The sequence below is a fragment of the Croceibacterium aestuarii genome, assembly GCF_030657335.1.
GTDB classification, from domain to species: domain Bacteria; phylum Pseudomonadota; class Alphaproteobacteria; order Sphingomonadales; family Sphingomonadaceae; genus Croceibacterium_B; species Croceibacterium_B aestuarii.
The window spans coordinates 1012339-1035271 of sequence record NZ_CP131039.1; the positions used below are offsets into that span (position 1 = coordinate 1012339).

19 protein-coding genes are annotated in these 22933 nt (G+C 65.1%); 14 read left to right on the forward strand and 5 right to left on the reverse strand.

The genetic code is table 11. The features are described 5' to 3' along the window. Positions 1-77: 77 nt before the first annotated feature. From Q7I88_RS04855 to Q7I88_RS04865, 3 genes are read left to right on the forward strand one after another with little or no spacing between them, the layout of a single operon-like run. Positions 78-860, forward strand: coding sequence for a glutathione S-transferase family protein (locus Q7I88_RS04855; protein ID WP_305097910.1), 783 nt, complete (start codon positions 78-80; stop codon positions 858-860). After that, entirely contained in the window at positions 857-1576 is a 720-nt protein-coding gene (locus tag Q7I88_RS04860) for a glutathione S-transferase family protein (RefSeq protein WP_305097911.1), read from the forward strand. Before Q7I88_RS04855 ends, Q7I88_RS04860 begins: the two co-directional genes overlap by 4 nt. 46 nt (positions 1577-1622) lie before the next feature. Further along, on the forward strand, positions 1623-2975 hold the full coding sequence (locus Q7I88_RS04865; protein ID WP_305097912.1) for an MFS transporter: 1353 nt from the start codon (positions 1623-1625) through the stop codon (positions 2973-2975). Between the two features lie 76 nt (positions 2976-3051). Here the strand turns inward: Q7I88_RS04865 and Q7I88_RS04870 are convergent, their stop codons facing one another. The 3 genes from Q7I88_RS04870 to Q7I88_RS04880 are packed head-to-tail and all read right to left on the reverse strand — an operon-like array spanning position 3052 to position 3960. Next, positions 3052-3288: a helix-turn-helix domain-containing protein gene (locus Q7I88_RS04870; protein ID WP_305097913.1), complete on the reverse strand. Its 237-nt coding sequence runs from the start codon at positions 3286-3288 to the stop codon at positions 3052-3054. After that, on the reverse strand, positions 3288-3809 hold the full coding sequence (locus tag Q7I88_RS04875) for a DUF2975 domain-containing protein (protein ID WP_305097914.1): 522 nt from the start codon (positions 3807-3809) through the stop codon (positions 3288-3290). The genes Q7I88_RS04870 and Q7I88_RS04875 overlap by 1 nt, the downstream gene beginning before the upstream one ends. A 19-nt stretch (positions 3810-3828) precedes the next feature. Then, the gene (locus Q7I88_RS04880) at positions 3829-3960 is read right to left on the reverse strand and encodes a hypothetical protein (RefSeq protein ID WP_305097915.1); all 132 of its coding nucleotides are present in this window, start codon (positions 3958-3960) and stop codon (positions 3829-3831) included. A gap of 394 nt (positions 3961-4354) precedes the next feature. Between Q7I88_RS04880 and rpoB the strand changes: the two genes are divergently transcribed. From rpoB to gltX, 6 genes are all read left to right on the forward strand, one after another. Then, positions 4355-8530: a DNA-directed RNA polymerase subunit beta gene (gene rpoB, locus Q7I88_RS04885; RefSeq protein ID WP_305097916.1), complete on the forward strand. Its 4176-nt coding sequence runs from the start codon at positions 4355-4357 to the stop codon at positions 8528-8530. 60 nt (positions 8531-8590) lie between these two features. Then, positions 8591-12991: a DNA-directed RNA polymerase subunit beta' gene (gene rpoC / locus Q7I88_RS04890; protein ID WP_305097917.1), complete on the forward strand. Its 4401-nt coding sequence runs from the start codon at positions 8591-8593 to the stop codon at positions 12989-12991. Positions 12992-13091: 100 nt separating this feature from the next. Then, complete coding sequence (locus tag Q7I88_RS04895) at positions 13092-14291, forward strand: S41 family peptidase (protein ID WP_305097918.1); 1200 nt, start codon at positions 13092-13094, stop codon at positions 14289-14291. A 112-nt stretch (positions 14292-14403) separates the two neighbouring features. Then, positions 14404-15513: an NADH:flavin oxidoreductase gene (locus Q7I88_RS04900; RefSeq protein ID WP_305097919.1), complete on the forward strand. Its 1110-nt coding sequence runs from the start codon at positions 14404-14406 to the stop codon at positions 15511-15513. A gap of 27 nt (positions 15514-15540) precedes the next feature. Beyond that, positions 15541-15987: a hypothetical protein gene (locus Q7I88_RS04905; RefSeq protein ID WP_305097920.1), complete on the forward strand. Its 447-nt coding sequence runs from the start codon at positions 15541-15543 to the stop codon at positions 15985-15987. A gap of 27 nt (positions 15988-16014) precedes the next feature. Beyond that, positions 16015-17343, forward strand: a complete 1329-nt coding sequence (gene gltX / locus Q7I88_RS04910) for a glutamate--tRNA ligase (RefSeq protein ID WP_305097921.1) — start codon at positions 16015-16017, stop codon at positions 17341-17343. Here the strand turns inward: gltX and pyk are convergent. Further along, positions 17340-18797, reverse strand: coding sequence for a pyruvate kinase (gene pyk / locus Q7I88_RS04915; RefSeq protein WP_305097922.1), 1458 nt, complete (start codon positions 18795-18797; stop codon positions 17340-17342). The two genes, gltX and pyk, sit on opposite strands and share 4 nt — an antisense overlap. Positions 18798-18845: 48 nt before the next feature. Here pyk and Q7I88_RS04920 point away from each other — a divergent pair, with 48 nt between their 5' ends. The 5 genes from Q7I88_RS04920 to Q7I88_RS04940 all read left to right on the forward strand — a co-directional run bounded on the left by Q7I88_RS04920 (position 18846) and on the right by Q7I88_RS04940 (position 22144). Then, positions 18846-19160 carry a DUF1244 domain-containing protein gene (locus Q7I88_RS04920; RefSeq protein WP_305097923.1) on the forward strand — a complete coding sequence of 105 codons (315 nt, stop codon included), beginning with the start codon at positions 18846-18848 and terminating at the stop codon, positions 19158-19160. Positions 19161-19262: 102 nt separating this feature from the next. Beyond that, positions 19263-19499, forward strand: a complete 237-nt coding sequence (locus tag Q7I88_RS04925; protein WP_305097924.1) for a DUF2312 domain-containing protein — start codon at positions 19263-19265, stop codon at positions 19497-19499. A gap of 81 nt (positions 19500-19580) precedes the next feature. Next, complete coding sequence (locus tag Q7I88_RS04930; RefSeq protein ID WP_439648361.1) at positions 19581-20459, forward strand: SDR family oxidoreductase; 879 nt, start codon at positions 19581-19583, stop codon at positions 20457-20459. A gap of 31 nt (positions 20460-20490) precedes the next feature. After that, positions 20491-20808, forward strand: a complete 318-nt coding sequence (locus tag Q7I88_RS04935) for a heavy metal-binding domain-containing protein (protein WP_305098560.1) — start codon at positions 20491-20493, stop codon at positions 20806-20808. A gap of 91 nt (positions 20809-20899) precedes the next feature. Beyond that, positions 20900-22144: a histidine kinase dimerization/phosphoacceptor domain -containing protein gene (locus Q7I88_RS04940; RefSeq protein WP_305097925.1), complete on the forward strand. Its 1245-nt coding sequence runs from the start codon at positions 20900-20902 to the stop codon at positions 22142-22144. Positions 22145-22206: 62 nt separating this feature from the next. Here the strand turns inward: Q7I88_RS04940 and Q7I88_RS04945 are convergent, their stop codons facing one another. Further along, entirely contained in the window at positions 22207-22926 is a 720-nt protein-coding gene (locus tag Q7I88_RS04945) for a CPBP family glutamic-type intramembrane protease (protein ID WP_305097926.1), read from the reverse strand. Between the last annotated feature and the right edge of the window lie 7 nt (positions 22927-22933).

The following is a 22933-nucleotide window of genomic DNA, read 5'->3' on the forward strand; positions in this document are numbered from 1 at the left end:
AACTGATTGACGGTAGCAAGAGGGCGGGATAGCCAGCTTGTCCGGGTCGCAGCGGCAAGAGCCGGGCCGGGAATATAATGCTGGAAGTCTACACCTGGGAACCGAATGCCAATTCGGGAAAGCCGCTGTTCTGCCTCGCCGAAAAGGGCGTGCCGTTCACCCATAGATACGTCGACATGGGGGCGCACGAGCATTTCTCGTCCGAGTTCCTTGCGATCAATCCCGACGGGACGATTCCGGCCATTGTTCATGACGGATTCGTCATGACCGAGAGCACCCCAGCGATGGAGTACATCGACGAGGCTTTCGAGGGTCCACCGCTGCGCCCGCACGACCCCTTCCGCCGCTGGGAAATGCGCGTCCTCATGCGCTACATGGACAATGTCGTCGCGCCTTCGCTGGCAATGCTGGCTTCGAACCGGCTGGCGGCGCCGCGTTTCGTTGGGCAGGACCCTGACGAACTACGGGCGCAGCTCGATCGAATCCCGCTCCCGGAACGTCGCGCGGCTTGGGAAAAGCTCATGTTCCAGTCGACGGCGGAGGAAGAACTCGTCGAATCCGAGCGGCGCCTGACGGACGCGGTGGAGCGGTTCGCCGCCATCCTCGACCGGCAGCAATGGCTGGTAGGCGAAGTCTTCTCGCTCGCCGACATCTGCGTCTTCGCGACTTTCTACCCTCTGTCGCAGTCGCGCTCCGACCACGTCAACGACAGCGAGACGCCGGGACTCATGCGGTGGCTGCGCCGCTGCCATGAACGGCCGGGCCTTCAGGCCGCGTTCCGCATGGGGCGCGGCTTTTTCAGTCAGCGCGCGGTGGAGATCCGGCGCCAACTTGGCGTGGGCGAGGCGGGCGCCCGATGATGAGGCTTCATTACGCTCCCGGTTCCGCGCATTCGACCGCCGTGCGCATTGCGCTCGCCGAAAAGGGGCTCGATCACGAACTGCACAAGCTCGATCTGGTCGCTTACGAACAGCATTCGCCAGGCTACCTAGCGGTCAACTGCCACGGCATGGTGCCGACACTGCAGGACGGCGGCCGTATGCTGTTCGACAGCTTCGCCATCCTCCAATATCTCGATGACCAGTACGCCGAGCCTCCGCTCGCCGGATCGGATCCGCGCCAGCGCTACAAGGCCGCCAAGTGGGGCAAGTACGTCGAAACCCACATCGCCCCGCATCTCGCGATCGCTCGCTGGACCGCGTTGAAGGGTAAAATGCCCGAACGGGAGCAAGCCGGGCTCGATCGCCTCCTACCCGAGCGAGCCGCTCTGTGGCGTCGGGCGATGGCCGGGTTCGAGGCTGCGCAACTCGAGACTTCGACCCAGATGCTGGTCGCGGCCGGCGAGCGGTTGGCGGCCGATCTCAGGGGCGAGCGGTGGCTGTGCGGCGATATCTTCACGCTGGGCGACATCGCGGTGTTCCCGCACCTCGCCCAGTTCGCCACGCTGGGGCTGCGTTATCCGAGCGAGGTCCAAGACTGGCTAGGGAGGGTCGCAGAGCGCTCCTCGGTGGCAGGGCTGAGCGGAGACCTGTTTCCGGTCGCGGTGATGGGGCCAGAACCTGGGCGTTGGGGATAGCAGGGAAGCGCGCTAAGAGGGGCGACTGGGCGGGGAGAAGACAGTTATGGCAAGCGATGCCGCGGCGCCCGCTGCGCGCAATTATCCGTCGCCGCGCCAGGCCTGGTACACCGTCGGCGTTCTTGCCGTCATCACCACCTTCGCACTGCTCGACCAGAATATTCTGGGATTGCTGATCCAGCAGATCAAGACCGACTTCGATCTCACGGACTCGCAGGCCGGGCTGCTGCTGGGGCCGACTCAAGCAATCTTCTACGCCCTCGTGGCGGTGCCGTTTTCGCGGTACATCGATCGCTGGACGCGCAAGTGGATCGTCATGGGCGGCCTGGTGGTCTGGAGCCTCGCCACCGCCGCATCCGGCCTTGCTTCCAGCTTTGCACAGCTGTTCGTCGCGCGGGTCGCGGTCGGCGCGGGAGAATCCGTCAACGGGCCGACCGCCTATTCGATGGTTGCCGACAGCTTTCCGCGCGAGCGGCTGCCGCGGGCGGTGGCAACACTCCAGCTCGGCACGGTCGCCGGAAGCGGACTGTCGTCGTTGCTTGGCGGGGTGATGATCTGGCTAGTGGCGACGGTCGGATCGCCCGATCTGCCGCTGGTCGGCGCGCTCCGTCCCTGGCAGGTCGTGCTGCTGGGCGTCGGCCTGCCCGGTCTGGTCATCTCGCTGCTGATGCTCTCGGTCAAGGAACCCCCGCGCCACAATCTCATTTTGCGGACTGAAAGAGCGGGCTTCCGCACCACAATAAGGTACCTGTGGCTACACTCCGCGGTGTTCGGGCCGATGTTCATCGGGCTAACCATCGGTTCGCTAGACGTCGGGGGGCGCGCCTGGGGCGCGGCCTTCTTCGAGCGAACCTACGGCTGGTCGCCGGCCACTTACGGCATCGCGTCGGGCATAATTTCGATCCCGCTCATGCTAACCGGGCTGTTCCTCGGCGCGAAGTGGGCCGAATGGTTCCAGAATCGCGGCGATCCAGCGGGCGCCTACCGGGTCATTCTCTATACGAGGCTGGTTGCGATCCCATTCTCGGTGCTGATGCCCCTGATGCCGATCCCCGAACTGTCGCTGGCCTTCAACGGCGTCTATTATCTCACGCTGGGGATGAGCGGGCCTATGCTCAACGCGGTCATGCTAGCGATCTCGCCCAACCAGATTCGCGGACAGATCATGACGCTCTACTTGTTCATCTACACGGTGGTCGGGGTGGGGCTCGCGCCCTACGTCACCGGGCTTACGACAGACCACATCTTCACCTCGCCCGCCGACCTCAGGTGGTCGATCGTCCTGCTCCACGTCGTGTTTCTGCCGGCCTCGCTGGTGGTCACCTGGATGGGCCTCAAGCCCTTCCGCGCCGAAGTCCAGCGCCTCGACGCAGAGGAGGCGGCCGGGGGAAAGGGGTAATGCAAGCTCGCGATGTGAGAGGGGGGGCCTAAAGGGCCTGGACCATCAGAATTCCGGGCCCTGTATGATGGCCGGACTATCCGGCGTCGTAGCTGAGCAAGTCGCCAGGCTGGCAATCGAGTTCGCGGCAGATCGCCTCGAGTGTGGTGAACCGGATTGCCTTGGCCTTGCCGGTCTTGAGGATCGACAGGTTGGCCAGCGTCAAGCCGACCCGCTCGGCCAGTTCGGTCAGGGTCATGCGCCGCTCGTGCAGCAGGTCGTCGAGCTTCACCACGATGCGGGTTCCTTCCTCGGCTTCGGTTTCGGACGGCATCAGACGGTCCCCTCGAGCTCGGCGCGCATTTCGGTCCCTTCGCGGAACACGCGGGCCAAGACGAACAGGACGAGGATGAGGACGATGCCGGCCCCGCCGCTGTCGAAGTTGAGATCCTCTCCGTCGATCGCGTCGGCAATGTAGGTCTGCGCCCAGGCGACATAGACGGCGAAGCCGATCGAAAGGATGTCACCGACCAGCGCGGTCCAGGCCATGCGCGAGAGGCGAATAGAGTTGGCGGGGGTGAAGGGATCGCCGTCCTTGACGCTGGCAAGGATGCGCCAGAGCAGCAGGAAGAAATATTCCGCCATGCCCAGGAGGACCGCAATTCCCAGCAACACGCCTTCGATCAGCAGGATTGCCTGGACCGGCGAGATGCCCCTGTCGTCTGCCGCGAGTTGGGCGCCGATGTCGGCGTGGAAGAAGGGCAGGACGGCGGCGCCGACGCACACTGCCAGTATGACTATAGCAAAGACGGCCATAAAGAAGCCGATGATGAAGCGCAGGATGGTGATGGCCATGGCTGGTCTCCCGTATACCTCAGGCCACCGCCGGAATGGCGATGACCGATGCGGCGTGTGCGGCGGGGACGGTGACGACCGGGATGATCGTGCCGACGGCGAGGAACAGCGCTGCGATAGCAGCGGCAGCTGAGCGGCTAAGACGGGCCATTTATCGAACTCCTTGATCTTCGATATCGATAATCAATAATCCGGGTGCGTCTTACTGTCAATCAATAATATTGAAAAACGATATGCACCATATCGCGGTTCGATGAGCCTGCCCCTCTATGGGCCCAAAATGTCCGTGCCAGTTGACCGTGCGGCGCCTACTACCTATATGGCGGCTCAGCCGGAAGCTTCGAGCAAGGCGCACCTTACGCGGGGGTGCGTATCAGGAAGGAAGCCCGGCCTCCCGTGAGACTCGATACGAGGCTGCAGTCCGGCCACCGGCAAGGTGTGCCCAAGCTGCGGCCCATTGGCGTCTCGCGGCCCCTACCGCCCGACACGAATTTCAATGGCCGGCGCGAGTCGCCGGCGCGAAGCGAAGAGGCAAGTCCCAACCCATGGCGACCAAGACCAAGGCCCCGAGCAAGGCCGGCAGCAAGAGCAAGCGCATCCGCAAGATCTTCGGCAACATCCACGAAGTGGTGCAGATGCCGAACCTGATCGAGGTGCAGCGCGAAAGCTACGAGCAATTCCTGCGCTCCGACCGCAGCACCGGCTATGTCTCGGGACTTGAAAAGACGCTGCGCTCGGTGTTCCCGATCCGCGACTTCGCCGGCACCGCCGAGCTCGACTTCGTCCACTACGAGCTCGAGGATCCCAAGTACGACACCACCGAATGCCGGCAGCGCGGCATCACGTATGCGGCGCCGATGAAGGTCACGCTGCGGCTGATCGTGTTCGAGGTCGACCAGGAGACCGAGACCCGCTCCGTCCTCGATATCAAGGAGCAGGACGTGTACATGGGCGACATGCCGCTCATGACCGAGAACGGCACCTTCATCATCAACGGCACCGAACGCGTGATCGTGTCGCAGATGCACCGCTCGCCGGGCGTGCTGTTCGACCACGACCGCGGCAAGACCCACTCTTCGGGCAAGTTCCTCTTCGCCGCGCGGGTAATCCCCTATCGCGGCTCGTGGCTCGATTTCGAGTTCGACGCCAAGGACATCGTCAACGTCCGCATCGACCGCAAGCGCAAGCTGCCGGTCACTTCGCTGCTCTACGCCCTCGGCCTCGACAGCGAGCAGATACTCGAGCACTTCTACAACACGATCACCTGGAAGCGGACCACCGGCAAGAAGGGTGAAGGCTGGGAAATCCCGTTCGTCGCCGAGCAGTGGCGCGGCGCCAAGCCGGGGTTCGCCCTGGTCGACGCCAAGACCGGCGAGGAAGTGTTCCCGGCCGGCCAGAAGGTCAGCCCGCGCGCGGCCAACAAGGCCGAGAAGGACGGGCTCAAGACCCTGCTCATCCCGACCGAGGAAATCTTCGGCCGCTATGCCGCCAACGATCTGGTCGACGACAAGACCGGCCGCATTTACATCGAGGCGGGCGACGAAGTCTCGCCGGAGAACCTCGAGAAGCTCGACCAGGCCGGCATCGACCAGCTCGATCTGCTCGACATCGATCACGTCAACACCGGTCCGTGGATCCGCAACACCCTGCAGGTCGACAAGGCCGAGAACCGCGACGAAGGTCTCGAAGCGATCTACAAGGTCATGCGCCCGGGCGAACCGCCGACCAAGGAAACCGCCGAAGCGCTGTTCGAAGGCCTGTTCTTCGACGGTGAGCGTTACGACCTTTCGGCCGTTGGACGCGTCAAGCTCAACATGCGCCTCGGCCTCGACGCCGAGGACACGGTGACCACGCTGCGCAAGGAAGACATCCTCGCGGTGGTCAAGGAACTGGTCGACCTCAAGGACGGCAAGGGCGAGGTCGACGACATCGACAACCTCGGCAACCGCCGCGTGCGTTCGGTGGGCGAGCTGCTGGAGAACCAGTACCGCGTCGGCCTGCTGCGCATGGAGCGCGCGGTAAAGGAGCGCATGAGCTCGGTCGACGTCTCGACCGTGATGCCGAACGACCTGATCAACGCCAAGCCCGCGGTCGCCGCGGTGCGCGAATTCTTCGGCTCGTCGCAGCTTTCGCAGTTCATGGACCAGACCAACCCGCTGTCGGAAGTGACTCACAAGCGCCGCGTCTCGGCGCTCGGGCCGGGCGGTCTTACCCGCGAGCGTGCGGGCTTCGAAGTCCGCGACGTTCACCCGACGCATTATGGCCGTATCTGCCCGATCGAGACGCCCGAAGGGCCGAACATCGGTCTGATCAACTCGCTCAGCACCTTCGCGCGGGTCAACAAGTACGGCTTTATCGAAACCCCTTACCGCACCGTCGTCGACGGCAAGGTGAAGGGCGATGTGACCTACCTCTCGGCGATGGAAGAGCAGAAGCACACAGTCGCCCAGGCATCGGCCGAACTGACCAAGGACGGAGCCTTCGAGGAAGAGCTCGTCTCGGCGCGCCAGAACGGCGAGTTCGTGATGAGCCCGCGCGAAAACGTCACGCTGATGGACGTCAGCCCCAAGCAGCTCGTCTCGGTCGCCGCCTCGCTGATTCCGTTCCTCGAGAACGACGACGCCAACCGCGCGCTGATGGGCTCGAACATGCAGCGCCAGGCGGTGCCGCTGGTCAAGGCCGAGGCGCCGTTCGTCGGTACCGGCATGGAAGAGACCGTGGCGCGCGATTCGGGTGCCGCGATCGGAGCCATGCGCTCGGGCGTGGTCGACCAAGTCGACGCCACCCGCATCGTCATCCGTGCCTCGGGCGAGGTCGACACGACCAATCCCGGCGTGGACATCTACACGCTGCAGAAGTTCCAGCGCTCGAACCAGAACACCTGCATCAATCAGCGTCCGCTGGTGAAGGTTGGTGACACGGTCGAGGCGGGCGACATCATCGCCGACGGTCCCTCGACCGATCTCGGCGAGCTCGCGCTGGGTCGCAACAGCCTCGTCGCGTTCATGCCGTGGAACGGCTACAACTACGAGGATTCGATTCTCATCTCCGAGCGCATCGTCAAGGACGACGTCTTCACCTCGATCCACATCGAGGAATTCGAAGTCATGGCGCGCGACACCAAGCTCGGGCCCGAAGACATCACCCGCGACATCCCCAACGTCGGCGAGGAAGCCCTGCGCAACCTCGACGAGGCGGGCATCGTCTACATCGGCGCCGAAGTGCACCCCGGCGACATCCTCGTCGGAAAGATCACGCCGAAGGGCGAAAGCCCGATGACGCCGGAGGAAAAGCTCCTCCGCGCGATCTTCGGCGAAAAGGCCAGCGACGTTCGCGACACCTCGCTTCGCCTGCCGCCCGGCGTGGCCGGGACGATCGTCGAGGTCCGGGTGTTCAACCGTCACGGCATCGAGATCGACGACCGTACCCGCGCGATCCAGAACGAGGAAATCGAACGCCTCAAGAAGGACAGCGAGGACGAGCGCAACATCCTCAACCGCGCGACCTACAACCGCCTTGCCGAGATGCTCGACGGACAAACTGCCTCAGCGGCACCCAAGGGCATCAAGAAGGGCACTGTCATCGATCAGGCGCTGCTTGAGACCGTCGACAAGTACGAATGGTTCAAGTTCGCCGTCGCCGACGACAAGATGCAGGCTCAGCTCGAAGCAGTGAAAGGCCAGTACGACGAAGCCGTTCGGTCGATCGAAGAGAAGTTCGAGGACCGCAAGGAAAAGCTCGAACGCGGCGACGAACTGGCCCCGGGCGTGCTCAAGATGGTCAAGGTCTTCGTGGCGGTGAAGCGCAAGCTGCAGCCGGGCGACAAGATGGCCGGCCGGCACGGCAACAAGGGCGTCATCAGCCGCATCCTGCCGGCCGAGGACATGCCGTTCATGGAGGACGGCACCCCGGTCGATATCGTGCTCAACCCGCTGGGCGTGCCCAGCCGCATGAACGTCGGGCAGATCTTCGAGACCCACCTCGGCCTCGCCGCGCGCGGACTCGGCCAACAGGTCACCGCGGAGCTTGAGAAGTGGCGCGAAGCCAACCCCGACCCGGTGGCGGCGAAGCCCCCGAGCGCGCTGGTCGACAAGCTCGTCGATATCTACGGCGACAACTACGCCGACGAGATCAAGGGTCGCTCGACCGATGAAGTCGTCGAACTGGCGGAGAACCTGAAGAACGGCGTCCCGATGGGCACTCCGGTCTTCGACGGTGCCAAGGAAGCCGACGTCACCGCGATGCTCGAGAAAGCCGGGTTCGACAGCTCGGGCCAGGTCACGCTGTATGACGGCCGGACCGGCGATGCCTTCGACCGCAAGGTGACGGTGGGCTATATCTACATGCTCAAGCTGCACCACCTGGTCGACGACAAGATCCACGCGCGTTCGATCGGACCTTACTCGCTGGTCACCCAGCAGCCGCTGGGAGGCAAGGCGCAGTTCGGCGGGCAACGTTTCGGCGAAATGGAGGTCTGGGCGCTCCAGGCCTATGGTGCCGCCTACACGCTGCAGGAAATGCTCACCGTGAAGTCCGACGACGTAGTCGGCCGGACCAAGGTCTACGAGGCGATCGTTAAGGGCGACGACACCTTCGAGGCCGGCATCCCGGAGAGCTTCAACGTGCTCGTGAAGGAAATGCGCAGCCTAGGTCTCAACGTCGAACTGTCATCGCTGGGCGAGGACGAGGACGACGACGGCCTGCAGATCGCGGCGGAGTAATGGAGGGGCTCCAAGCCCTTCCATCGCCCAGGATTTTCACCCGCAAGGGAATGTGAAAAAATGAACGAACTGACCAAATTCACCAACCAGCTGGCCAAGCCGGAAACCTTCGACCAGATCCAGATCGGGATCGCGAGCCCCGAGCGTATCCGCTCGTGGTCGTTCGGCGAGATCAAGAAGCCGGAAACCATCAACTACCGCACGTTCAAGCCCGAGCGTGACGGGTTGTTCTGCGCGCGCATCTTCGGTCCGGTGAAGGACTACGAGTGCCTTTGCGGCAAGTACAAGCGCATGAAGTACAAGGGCGTCGTGTGCGAAAAGTGCGGCGTCGAAGTGACCGTGACCAAGGTCCGCCGCGAGCGCATGGGCCATATCGAGCTGGCTGCGCCGGTCGCGCACATCTGGTTCCTGAAATCGCTGCCGTCGCGCATTGGCCTGCTGCTCGACATGCAGCTCAAGCAGCTCGAGCGGGTGCTCTACTTCGAGAGCTACATCGTCACCGAGCCGGGCCTGACCCCGATGGAGAAGTTCCAGCTCCTGACCGAAGACGAGCTGCTCGACGCGCAGGACGAGTACGGCGAAGACGCGTTCACCGCCGGGATCGGCGCCGAGGCGGTCAAGATCATGCTCATGGACCTCGACCTCGAGGCCGAACGCGATGCGCTGATGGAAGAGCTGGCGACGACCAAGTCCGCGCTAAAGCCGAAGAAGATCATCAAGCGTTTGAAGGTGGTCGAAAGCTTCATCGATTCGGGCAACCGCCCCGAATGGATGATCCTCGACGTCGTGCCGGTCATCCCGCCCGAGCTGCGCCCGCTGGTGCCACTGGACGGCGGCCGCTTCGCGACCTCGGACCTCAACGACCTCTATCGCCGCGTCATCAACCGCAACAACCGGTTGAAGCGCCTGATGGAGCTGCGCGCGCCCGACATCATCGTGCGCAACGAAAAGCGCATGCTGCAGGAAGCCGTCGACGCCCTCTTTGACAACGGCCGTCGCGGCCGCGTCATTACGGGTGCGAACAAGCGTCCGCTCAAGTCGCTGTCCGACATGCTCAAGGGCAAGCAGGGCCGCTTCCGCCAGAACCTTCTGGGTAAGCGCGTCGACTACTCGGGTCGTTCGGTGATCGTGACCGGTCCGGAACTCAAGCTGCACCAGTGCGGCCTGCCCAAGAAGATGGCGCTCGAGCTGTTCAAGCCGTTCATCTACGCCCGCCTCGACGCCAAGGGTCTCTCTATGACCCTCAAGCAGGCCAAGAAGTGGGTCGAGAAGGAGCGCAAGGAAGTCTGGGACATCCTGGATGAAGTCATCCGCGAGCACCCGGTGCTTCTCAACCGCGCCCCGACGCTCCACCGTCTCGGCATCCAGGCCTTCGAGCCCGTGCTGATCGAGGGCAAGGCGATCCAGCTCCACCCGCTCGTCTGCTCGGCGTTCAACGCCGACTTCGACGGAGACCAGATGGCCGTGCACGTGCCGCTTTCGCTGGAAGCCCAGCTCGAGGCGCGTGTGCTGATGATGAGCACCAACAACATCCTCTCTCCGGCCAACGGCAAGCCGATCATCGTGCCCTCGCAGGACATGGTGCTGGGCCTGTACTACCTCTCGATGGACCGCGAAGGCGAGCCGGGCGAGGGCAAGGTGCTGGCCGACATCAAGGAAGTTCACCAGGCGCTGCAGGTCGGCGCGGTTACGCTGCACTCCAAGATCACCACCCGCGTCCCGCAGACGGGCGAGGACGGCAAGGAGTTCATGGCGCGGGTCGATACGACCCCGGGCCGCATGCTGATCGGCGAATGCCTGCCCAAGAGCCACACGGTGCCGTTCTCGGTCATCAACAAGCTCCTCACCAAGAAGGAGATCGGCGACGTCATCGACCAGGTCTATCGCCATACCGGTCAGAAGGACACGGTGCTGTTCGCCGACGCGATCATGGCGCTGGGCTTCCGCCACGCCTGCCGCGCGGGCATCAGCTTTGGCAAGGACGACATGATCATCCCCGACTCCAAGATCGGCATGATCGAGGAGTCCAAGAAGCTGGTTGCCGACTATGAGCAGCAGTACCAGGACGGGTTCATCACCCAGCAGGAAAAGTACAACAAGGTGATCGACGCCTGGAGCCGCTGCGGCGACCAGGTGGCGAGCGCCATGATGGACGAAATCCGGGCGACGCCGAAGGACGAGGACGGGCGCGAGGCGCCGGTCAACTCGATCTACATGATGAGCCATTCGGGTGCGCGCGGTTCGCCGGCGCAGATGAAGCAACTCGCCGGCATGCGCGGCCTGATGGCCAAGCCTTCGGGCGAGATCATCGAGACCCCGATCATCTCGAACTTCAAGGAAGGCCTGACCGTCCTCGAGTACTTCAACTCGACCCACGGCGCCCGCAAGGGCCTGGCGGACACGGCGCTTAAGACGGCGAGCTCGGGTTACCTGACCCGCCGCCTGGTCGACGTGTCGCAGGACTGCGTGATCGTCGAGGACGACTGCAAGACCAAGAATGCCATGGAGATGCGCTCCATCATCCAGGGCGGCTCGGTCATCGCCAGCCTCGGCGAGCGCGTGCTCGGACGCACCACCGCCGAAGACATCGTCGACGTCAAGACCGGCGAAGTGCTGGTCAAGGCCGGTACGCTGATCGACGAGGCGATGGTCAAGGTCCTCGAGGAAGCCGAAGTGCAGTCCGCCAAGATCCGTTCGCCGCTGGTCTGCGAAGCGGAACAGGGCGTCTGCGCAACCTGCTACGGGCGCGACCTTGCGCGCGGTACGCCGGTCAACATCGGCGAGGCGGTCGGCGTCATCGCCGCGCAGTCGATCGGTGAGCCCGGCACCCAGCTGACGATGCGGACCTTCCACATCGGCGGTGCGGCGCAGCTCAACGAAACGAGCCACCTCGAAGCCATTTCGGACGGCAAGGTCGTGTACCGCGACATGCCCACGATCATGGACAAGAAGGGCCGCCTGCTGAGCCTCGCCCGCAACGGCGAGATGGCCGTGATCGATGCCGAAGGCCGCGAGCGCGCGATCCATCGCGTGCCCTACGGCACCGTCCTGATGTTCAAGGATGGCGCCAAGGTGAAGGAAGGCGACCGCCTGGCCGAGTGGGACCCGTTCACCCTGCCGATCATCACCGAGCAGTCTGGCGTGGTTCGTTATCAGGATCTGGCGGACGGCAAGACGATGGAAGAGCGCATCGACGAAGCCACCGGCATCGCCCAGCGCGTGGTCACCGAGTACCGTGCCGCGGGTCGCTCCAAGAAGGAGGACTTGCGTCCGCGCCTGACCCTGCTCGGCGAAGCCGATGCCGAGGGCAAGGGCAAGACCAAGAAGGCGGAAGAGACCGAAGCGGCGCGCTACATGCTCGCCCCGGGCACCATCCTCTCGGTCGAGGACGGCCAGGAAGTCGAAGCCGGTGACATTCTCGCCCGCGCTTCGCGCGAAGCGGCCAAGACCCGCGACATCACCGGCGGTCTGCCGCGGGTGGCGGAGCTGTTCGAGGCGCGCATGCCGAAGGACCTGGCGATCATCGCCAAGATCAGCGGGCGGATCGAATTCGTCCGTGACTACAAGGCCAAGCGCAAGATCGCGATCGTCCCGGAAGAGGGCGATCCGGTCGAGTACCTGGTGCCCAAGACCAAGGTGATCGACGTCCAGGAAGGCGACTTCGTGAAGAAGGGCGACACCCTGATTTCGGGCTCGCCCAACCCCCACGACATCCTCGAAGTTCTCGGGATCGAAGCGCTCGCAGAGTACCTCGTCAACGAGATCCAGGAAGTCTACCGGCTCCAGGGCGTGAAGATCAACGACAAGCACATCGAGGTGATCGTTCGCCAGATGTTGCAGAAGGTCGAGATCACCGAGGGCGGCGACACGGTGCTGCTGCCGGGCGAGCAGGTCGACCTCGAGGAGATGAACGAGGCGAACGCGAAGCTGGGCAAGGGCAAGAAGCCCGCCGAAGGCAAGCCGATCCTCCTCGGCATCACCAAGGCGAGCCTGCAGACCCGCAGCTTCATTTCGGCTGCTTCGTTCCAGGAAACCACCCGCGTGCTGACGCAGGCGGCGGTCGAAGGAAAGAAGGACACGCTGATCGGGCTCAAGGAAAACGTGATCGTCGGCCGTCTCATCCCCGCCGGTACCGGCGCGGGCATGAACCGGATGCGCGTCACCGCCTCCAGCCGCGACGCCGCACTTCGCGCATCGTGGAAGAAGGCGCAGGAAGCCCTCATCGCCGCCAACACCGCGGAAGAAGAGCGTAAGGCGGAAGCCCTGCGCGATCCGGCCGACGATCTTGGCGATGATGTGCTGGCTGCGGTCGAGGGGGAAACCCACGGCACCGATGCCGACGCCGGCGAATACCTGATGGACAGCGACGAGACGCTGGAAGACCAGGTCGACGAAGCGCCGAGCGAAGATGCCATGCGTGCCGCGATGGGCGGCAACGCTGCCCCGAGCGACGAAGACTGAGCGCCGCGCATCAAACAGGAAAAGGCCCCGCCGGAGCGATCCGGCGGGGCCTTTCTTTTGGCGTCTTGACGGCCCTGCGGGGCAATCTATTTACTGTGTTATGAAGATAACACACGTAGTGATCGGCATGGCCGCGACGCTCGCTCCCATCGTGCCGGCGGCCGCTTCCCCTCAAGCGGCGGAGGCGGCTTTCGATCGCGAGGCCTGGCTGCGCGACTATGCCGGCCTGAAGGAAGCCATTGCGCGCGGCTATGCCAACCTCGACTGGATCGTGGCTCGGCGCCATCTCGACCTCCCTGCGCTCGATCGCGCGACCACCGAGCGGCTCCAAGCAGCGACCTCGGTGAAGCAGGCGGTCGCGGCGATATCCGCTTTCACCGAGGCCTTCGGCGACAATCACCTGCGCGGTGCCCAGGGCCCGGCCCCGGAGGCCGCCTTGCGCAATGCCGCCGCGGAGGCGGCGGAGGCAGACGCGCTGGAAGCGATCGGGGAACTGCGTTCTCAGGATTGCGACGCGCTCGGCTACGAGGATGCCCCGAGGCTGGGCGCTTTCGACCCAGCCGACCTGCCGGGCTGGCAGCGCGTTGCCTCGCCCTACTTCACCGCCGGAACGAGCGGCCGTAGCGGCGTGATCCGGATTCATTCGTTCGACGAAACTGCCTATCTCGCGGCATGCAGGGCCAGTTGGCAGCCCGCCCGTACGCCGCGCGAGACCCAGCTTGCGACGCGCGAAGCCCTTCAGGCGGAACTGAGCCGCCTCGCCGCGGCGCTGCGCGGGGCCGGCGCGGAGACGCTGGCGATCGACCTCACGGGAAACGGCGGCGGCAGCGAGTGGAGCGAAGACGCTGCCGGCCTGTTTTCCGACCGCGAGCTGACCCGGCCGACGCCCCGGCTGATCGTGGAGCATTGCGACCGGTCGGGCGTGTGGCGCGGCGAGAGCGTGTGCAGCAATCTGTCGCCGCCGGGTGGGATCGACCGCCTCGCCGGCAAGGCTGCGTGGGCCGGTCCGGTCGTGGTCTTGGTCGGGAACCGGACCGCATCGGCCGCCGAAGACTTCGCCTACTGGCTGCGCGGCAGCGGGGTGACGCGGCTCCTTGGTGAGCGCACGTTCGGGGCGGGTTGCGGCTACATGGATGGCGGCCGCGCGTACCAGTTCCGCGCCATCGACGGCCATGTCATGATGCCCAACTGCTCGCGCTACACCTTCGAGGGGATCAACCAGGTCGAGGGCCTGGAGCCCGACGTGACGTGGGACTGGTCGGGGGGACCGCCGGACCTTGACGCGACGCTCGAACCCTAGCGCCGGCGTCACCGAGCGGGCCAGCGAAGAATTCCTTGCCCTCCGGCAAGAGTGCTTGAGGGGAACCCTTCGGCACCCCATTCATAGGTGGCGAAAAGAAACGGAGTTCCCGATGAGCGATACCAGCGTCCTGTTCCAGCCGTTCGAGAGCGCCAAGCTGTCGCTGCCCAACCGCATCGTGATGGCCCCGATGACGCGCAACATGTCGCCTGGCGGCGTACCGGGCCCGCAAAACGCCGCCTACTATGAACGCCGCGCGGCGCACGGCGTCGGGTTGATCCTGTCGGAGGGCACGGTGGTCAAGCGGCCCTCGTCGCGCAACCTGCCGAACGTTCCGTTCTTCCATTCCGAAGAGCCACTCGGGGGATGGCGCCAGGTGATCGAGGCGGTGCACGCCGCCGGCGGCAAGATGGGCCCGCAGATCTGGCATACCGGCGGCACCACCGCCGATCCCAGCTTCGAACGCGGGCCGCTCGATACGCCCTCGGGCCTCAACAAGCCGGGTGAGAGCGTGGGCGAGCCGATGAGCGAGGAAGCGATCGCCGATACGATCGCCGCCTTCGCGGCTGCCGCGGCCGATGCAAAACGGCTCGGCTTCGACACCGTCGAGATTCACGGCGCGCATGGCTACCTGATCGACCAGTTCTTCTGGTCCGGCTCCAACCAGCGGACCGACAGGTGGGGCGGGGCGACGATCGCCGAGCGCAGCCGCTTCGCGGTCGAGCTGGTCAAGGCGTTGCGCGCCGCGGTCGGTCCCGATTACCCGATCCTCATGCGCGTCAGCCAGTGGAAGCAGCAGGACTACGACGCGCGCCTGGCGACCACGCCCGACGAGCTCGAAGCGTGGCTTAGCCCGCTGGTCAGCGCCGGGGTGGACATCCTGCACTGCTCGCAGCGCCGGTTCTGGGAGCCCGAATTCCCCGAGCTCGACGGAGAGCAGGGCCTCAACTTCGCCGGCTGGGCCAAGAAAATGACCGGAGTGCCGACGATCAGCGTCGGGTCGGTGGGCCTTTCGGGCGAGTTTCTCGGCTCGTTTCGCGGCAAGGGCGCGGCGCGCGAAAGCCTCGATGGCCTCGTCGCACGCATGGAACGCGGCGAATTCGACCTCATCGCGGTCGGCCGGGCGCTGCTGTCCGACCCGCTATGGGCCGAGAAGGTCCGCGACGGACGCGAGGACGAATTGGCCGACTTCGATCCGGCGGCGATGAACGAACTGGTCTGACGCGCCTTTTGGGCGTACGATGCGTGCATGTATCGCTTGGTTCCGATCGTCGCCGCGCTCGCCCTGGCGGGTTGCGATAGCAGCGCGCCGTCGCCCCGGCCTACGGCGAGCACCGCCACTGCAACCCCGGCCGCGGTGCCGCTCGACTCGCTCGTCGGAGAGTATCGCGTGGCCGGGATCGACGGTCAGCCGCTCGACGCGGACTACGGCATCGCGCTTAGCGTCACGCCGGAGCGCATCGATTTCGCCAACTGCCGCCAGATCGGGTGGAGCTACACGCTCGAGAAGGGCAAGATCGAGACCGAGCGCTCGCCCCCCGGCGGCCCCGATGCCAAACCCTGCGACGAGGAGTTGCCGGTCTACGTGGTCCAGATGATCAGCGCCATCGACGCCGCCAAGAAGGCGGAGCGGACGCCGCAGAACGGCATCGAGCTCACCGGCGGCCTGCGCAGCCTGACACTGTTCTCGCAATAGCGCGCCCCTCCCGCTAGGAGCGGCGTCATGACCGTCGTCACCCGTTTCGCCCCGTCGCCCACCGGGCGGCTCCATGTCGGAAACATCCGCACTGCGCTGCACAACTGGCTGCTCGCCAAGCAGGCTGGTGGACGCTTCCTTTTGCGGATCGACGACACCGATGCAGAACGCAGCCGCGAGGAGCACGTCGTGGCGATCCGCGAGGACCTCGCCTGGCTGGGGATCGAACCGGATGGCGAAGAGCGACAGTCGCAGCGGCTGGCGCAGTACGAGGCGGCGTTCGAGGCGTTGCAAGCGGCGGGCCGGGTCTATCCCTGCTTCGAAACCCAGCAGGAACTGGAACTCAGACGCAAGGTCCTGCTCGGGCGGGGGTTGCCGCCGATTTACGACCGCGCCGCGCTGCGGATGAGCGATGCCGAGCGTGCCGCAAGGGAGGCCGCCGGCGAACAGCCGCACTGGCGCTTCAAACTCGACCACGACGAGCCGATCGCGTGGCATGACGGCATTCGGGGTCCGCAGCATTTCGACCCGGCGCAACTCAGCGACCCGGTCGTGCGCCGCGGCGACGGGTCGTGGCTCTACATGCTGCCGAGTGCGGTCGACGACATCGAGATGGGGGTCACCGACGTGCTGCGCGGTGAAGACCATGTTTCGAATACTGCGCTGCAAATACAGATGTTTACCGCACTCGATGCTGCGCCTCCGCGGTTCGCGCACGAAGCGCTGCTGACCGGCAGCGAAGGCAAGCTGTCGAAACGGCTGGGCGCGCTCGGCTGCGACGCCTTTCGCGAACAGGGGATCGAGCCCGAGGCGCTGGTCGCCCTGCTGGCGCGCATCGGCACGGCGCTCCCGGTCGAACCCATCGCTGCGCGTGAGGTGCTGGTCGAGAGCTTCGATCTCGGCACCTTCGGCCGGGCCCCGGCGCGGTTCGACGATGCCGAACTCGAACGGCTCAATGCTGCGATCGTCCACCAGTTCGACTTCGGCCATGTGGCACCGCGTCTGCCCGCCGGAATGGACCGCGCCGGCTGGGAAGCGATCCGCCCGAACCTGACGCACGTCGCCGAAGCCGCCGACTGGTGGCAGGTCGTCACCGGGCCCGTCGAGGTCCCGGACCTTTCCGCCGAGGACCGCGCCTATCTCGCCGATGCTGCCGCGATGCTGCGCTGGAGCGACGACCCATGGCACGGCCTGACCGGCGCCCTCAAGCAGGCGACCGGGCGCAAGGGCAAGGGGCTGTTTCTGCCGCTCCGCCTGGCGCTCACCGGACGGGCGTCCGGGCCGGACATGGCCGCGCTTCTGCCCTTGATAGGCGAGACCGAGGCGCGCAGGCGGCTCGGCGCCGCCGCAGGCTAGTCGCCCTTGTGCTTCTTGAGCTCGTCGCCGGCGATGGTGACGACGTGGAGCAGGTTGGTCGCGCCGGGAACGCCGAACGGGACGCCGGCCATCACCACCGCCTTCGAGCCGGCCTCGCCGAACCCGTGGCGTAGCGCCATGCGCTTGCCCTTGGCGATCATCTCCTCGAAGCTGCCGATGTCCTTGGTGGTCACGGCATGGGCGCCCCACAGCAACGCCACCCGGCGGGCGGTCGCGACCGAAGGAGTCAAGACCATGACCGGTACCGCCGGCCGCTCGCGCGCCACGCGGCGTGCGCTCGAGCCGCTCGAGGTGAACACGATGATGGTGTTGATCGCCACGGTGTCGGCGATGGTCAGGCAGGCATGGCTCAGCGCGTCGGCGGTCGTCGCATCCGACGGCGTGTCGAGGAAATGCACCCTTTCCTTGTAGGATTCGTCTTTCTCGACCTGCTTGGCAATCGAGTCCATCATCAGCACCGCTTCTTCCGGCCACTGGCCAGCAGCGGTCTCGGCCGAGAGCATGACGACGTCAGCCCCGTCGTAAACTGCGTTGGCGACGTCGGAGACTTCGGCCCGCGTCGGAGCCGGGCTGTCGATCATCGATTCGAGCATCTGCGTCGCTACTATGACCGGCTTGCCGGTTAGCCGGGTCTCGTTGACGATCTTCTTCTGCAGCGGCGGAACTTCTTCGGGATTGAGTTCCACCCCGAGGTCGCCGCGCGCGACCATCACGCCGTCGGAAAGCTCGATGATTTCGTCGAGCCGCTTGATCGCCTGCGGTTTTTCGATCTTGGCGCACAGCGCGCCGTATCCGCCCATCAGCCGCCGCGCCTCGGCAATGTCTTCGGGGCGCTGAACGAAGCTCAGGCCGATCCAGTCGGCGCCCTGGCTCATGGCGAAGGCAAGGTCCTTGCGGTCCTTCTCGGTCATCGCCGGGATCGGAACTTCGGCATCGGGCACGTTGACGCCCTTGCGGTCGGAGATGATCCCGCCGACTTCGGCCACGCACTCGATCCTGTCCGTCCCGGCCTTGCGCACGCGCAGGCGGATCTTGCCGTCGTTGATCAGCAGGCGCTGGCCTTCCTCGAGCACTTCGAACAGCTCGGGATGAGGCAGGAAGACCCGTTTCTCGTCGCCAGGCTCATCCCTGCGGTCGAGCGTGAACTTCGCGCCGTGGGCAATGCGCGCCTCGCCGTCGCGGAAAGTGCCCACGCGCAGTTTGGGGCCCTGCAGATCGCAAAGAATGGCGATCGGGCGACCCGTTTCCTTCTCCAGCGCGCGAACCGCCCTGATGGTCTCGGCATGGGTTTCGTGGTCGCCGTGACTCAAGTTGACGCGAAACGCGTCCGCGCCGGCGCGCAGCAACCGCCGGAGCATTTCCGGGTTGCGCGACGCAGGGCCGAGCGTGGCGAGAATCTTGACCTTGCGGCCGCGGGGTTCGAGTTTTGCCATGGCGACACGCCTATGTCAGAGCCGCGCTACAAGACAAGGACACTGATCATGAACGATATGAACGACCGCCTCGACGATCTGCCCGACGAGGTTGCCGCCGCCGCATTTCGCCGCTTGGTCCGCCACTTGCGCAATCGCCACGATGCCGAGAATATCGAGCTGATGGGGCTTGCCGGGTTCTGCCGCAACTGCCTTGCGGACTGGATCATCGATGCCGGGTACCAGGGCGACAAGGCCGCTGCGCGCGAACTGGTTCACGGCATGCCGGCCGCCGAGTGGAAGGCCAAACACCAGGGCGAATCGACGGCCGAGCAGATTGCCCGCATGGAGGCGAGCTTGGCGCGCAACCAAGGCATGCATTGAGGCCCGTCCCGCCGAGGAAAAGTTTTCCACCCGGTTCACCCGGCGCAGGCTCGCCGCTATCAGCGCGCTCAACCGATTCTCATTGCCTGACCGGAGCATTTCATGGCCGAAGCCACCGACGACCGCCTGCGCCTGCTGATCGAGCGCATCGAACGCCTCGAGGAAGAGAAGAAGGGCATCGCCGACGACATCCGCGACGTCTACGCCGAGGCCAAGGCGGTCGGCTACGATCCCAAGATCATGCGCCAGGTGGTGCGGCTGCGGAAGATGAAGCCCGACGATCGCAACGAGATGGAGACCATCCTCGACGTCTACAAGGCCGCGCTCGGGCTGGGTTGAGGCGCCCGCGCGCCGAGCGCCGGAACGGTCGCGCCTTCCAGTTCATTTCCTAAGCAAACCCGTTTGCGAAGGAAGGACCCCATGACCGACGACCTCAAGACGCTCGACAAGGCGCACATCGACGAAACGGCCGAAGAGCCGCGGATGCCGGGGCACGAATCGAACCTCGAGCCCAAGCCGGAATGGCAGCCGCGCTATCCCGGATCGGGCCGCCTGAAAGGCAAGGTTGCGCTTGTTACCGGCGGCGATAGCGGAATCGGGCGCGCCACCGCGGTGCTCTTCGCCCGCGAAGGCGCGAACGTCGCGATCGCCTATCTCGAAGAGCACGACGATGCGCACAAGACCCGTGAGCTGTGCGAGGCGGAAGGCGCCGAGGTGCTGCTCTCGGCCGGCGATCTCGGCGATCCCAAGCACTGTGAGGGCGTGGTGCGGGCGGTCATCGACAAGTGGGGCAGGCTCGATGTGCTGGTCAACGACGCCGGCGAGCAGCATCCCGACAAGGAGGTGACCGATATCACCCCGGAACAGCTGCAGCGCACCTTCCAGACCAATATCTTCTCGATGTTCTACCTTGTCCAGGCTGCGCGTCCGCACCTGAAGAAGGGTGCTTCGATCGTCAACTGCACCAGCGTGACGATGTACAAGGGATCGGGCGGGCTGCTCGACTATAGCGCCACGAAGGGCGCGATCACCGCTTTCACGCGCTCGCTGAGCGAGAACCTGATTAAGGACGGCATCCGCGTGAACGCCGTCGCGCCGGGGCCGATCTGGACACCGCTCAACCCGGCTGGCGGGGCGCCGCCGGAGAAGGTGAAACACTTCGGAGAAAGCACACCGATGGGCCGCCCCGGCCAGCCCAACGAAGTCGCGCCGTCCTTCCTGTTCCTTGCCTGCGACGATTCCTCCTATATGTCGGGCCAGGTGCTACACCCGAACGGAGGAATTGTGGTCAATGGCTAGCCGCAGCCCGTGGGGGCGCAACCCGACAGGAATGATCGTCACCACCACGAATGCGATCGAGAGCCATCCGGCGAAGGATTACTACGGCATCGTCACCGGCGAGGTGATCGTCGGCGCAAACATGTTTCGCGACCTGTTTGCCTCGATCACCGACCTCGTCGGCGGGCGCTCGGGCCAATACGAGGAAGTGCTCGGCCGCGCCCGGACACAGGCGATCGAGGAAATGTGTGACCAGTGCCGCGCGCTCGGCGGCAACGCGGTGATCGGCTGCGACATCGATTACGAGGTGATCGGCAAGACCGGCTCGATGCTGATGGTTAGCGTCAGCGGCACAGCGGTGCGCGTCTGACCGCCGACGCCGCGGTCCTCGCCCCCTATCCGCCAACAAATGACTCCCGCATCGAGCGGGAATCTGCCATCCTCCTTGCGTGGGAGGCGCAATGGCAACCGGGATCAGCCCTGACGATCTGTTGATCACACCGGAGCTTTATCGTCGCGAGGCACGCCCTGCCGATCTGCGGGCGGAGCTGAATGCTTATCGCGAGCTGTCCACACTGATGGACGTCGGCCCTGCCAAGGCTATCGATCGCTTTCTTGAGCTCGCCCTCGAGCTATGTCCGGCTGCCGGTTCCGCCGGTTTGAGCGAACTCGTCTCGGGCGAGGGTGGCGAGGCGTTCGAATGGACGGCGATGAACGGCGCGTTCGCGCCACACGTCGGCGGCACCACGCCGCGCGATTTCAGTCCTTGCGGGCTCTGCCTCGACCGCCATCATACGATCCTGGTGGAGCGCCCGGCGCGCGTGTTCACCTATTTCGACGAGGCCCAGCCGGCAATCTGCGAAGGCTTGATCGTCCCGCTTTACGACACCGGCAAGCAGCCGCTTGGCACCTTGTGGATCGTCAGCCACGTCGAGGACCGATGCTTCGATCCGACCGATGCGCGGATCATGGAACAGCTCGCCGTACAGCTCGTCCTGGCAATCAAGCTGCGCCGGAAAGCCCAGATCCGCGTCGCTCTGGAAGAGGCGGTTCGCGACCGCGAGGTTCTGGTGGAGGAAGTACGCCACCGCGTGAAGAACACGATCCAGATGACGTCCTCGCTGTTGAGAATGCATGAACGGTCGGCCTCGTCCTCTGAAGCGCGTTCGGCTTTGCGCGACGCGCGAAATCGCCTGAAAGTCCTGTCGAGCGTATACGAGAAAATGCTGCGGCCGGATGACGAGGGGCTTAGCGTCGAAGTGGGCAAGCTGATCGACAGTCTCGTGTTCGCCCTTGTCAGGACCGCTCCCGCCGAGAGCCGGCCCCAGGTGCAGGTCGATTGCGCAAATCTATCGGTAGATATCAAGACCGCGACCTCTCTGGCCCTGGTCGTCAACGAGGCCGTTACGAACTCGCTGAAGTATGCATTTGCGTCCGGCCCTGGAGGTACCCTGCGCGTCAACCTGGAGGCGCCGGCGGACGAATGCTCGTTGGTGATCAGCGACGATGGCGTCGGGTTCGACGGGTCCGGGCGGAGCGGCAGCTTGGGCATGCGTCTGATGAACGGCTTGGCGCGCCAGCTCGACGGGCGACTGAGCATCGACGGCTCGGATGGAACGACGGTCGCCTTGCGCTGTCCGCTCAGGCGCTCATCGTGGACGTCGCCAGAGGCGCAGGCTCAGGTCCAGCGCGTCGCCGCAGGGTGAACGAGGTCGCCGCAAGTCTGGCCTGAAGCCGATGTGCGGTTACCGGCCGATGGATCGCGCGCCTATCCAGAACCCAGCAGAACCAGCGAGATGAACAACGTGTTGTGCGCCGCGTGCATCAGCATGCTCGACCACAGCCCGAAGCGCGTCCGCACGTAGCCGAGGATCAGCCCGAGCAGCAGTTGCGGCAGGGTCAGCGGCAGCAGGATCAGCGCGTTGCCGTCGGTGAAGTTGGTCAGGTGGACGCTGCCGAAGGCGAGCGCGCTCCCCCAGTAGAACCAGCGGAAGTGGTGCTGGAACCAGCTCATCGCGTCGCTGCGCCGCTTCCACCAAATCGCCAAAGCAGCGAGCAGCAGGGCAGCACCGAACGCCGCCAGCGCCGCGACGCCATTCCCGCGGGCCGAGAGCGCCATAAAGAGAGTCGCCCCTCCGAGCAATAGCAGCACCGCGAAGACATGCCCCGGACGACCCGACAACCAGCCGCGGAACACTATCTCCTCGGCGATCGGCGCGCCGACCACGATCAGGGCGATAAGCAGCGGCGTCATCTGCAATTCGCCCAGCAGGTGATCGGGCAGCTTGTAGCCGAGCGCTTCGGCCAGGGCGGCGAGGCCGATCAGTGCGGCCATCAGCACCAGATCGAGCACAAACAGCCTGCCGAGTACGGCGATTGCGGTGGCGGAAATCCCGCTGGCCCGCGGCGGCAGGTCGGGATGTGTGACGAAGGCGCCGAAGCGTCGCCACGTCTCTGCATGCTGCAGGCTTGTCGCTTGGCCGGTCATGCGGCTA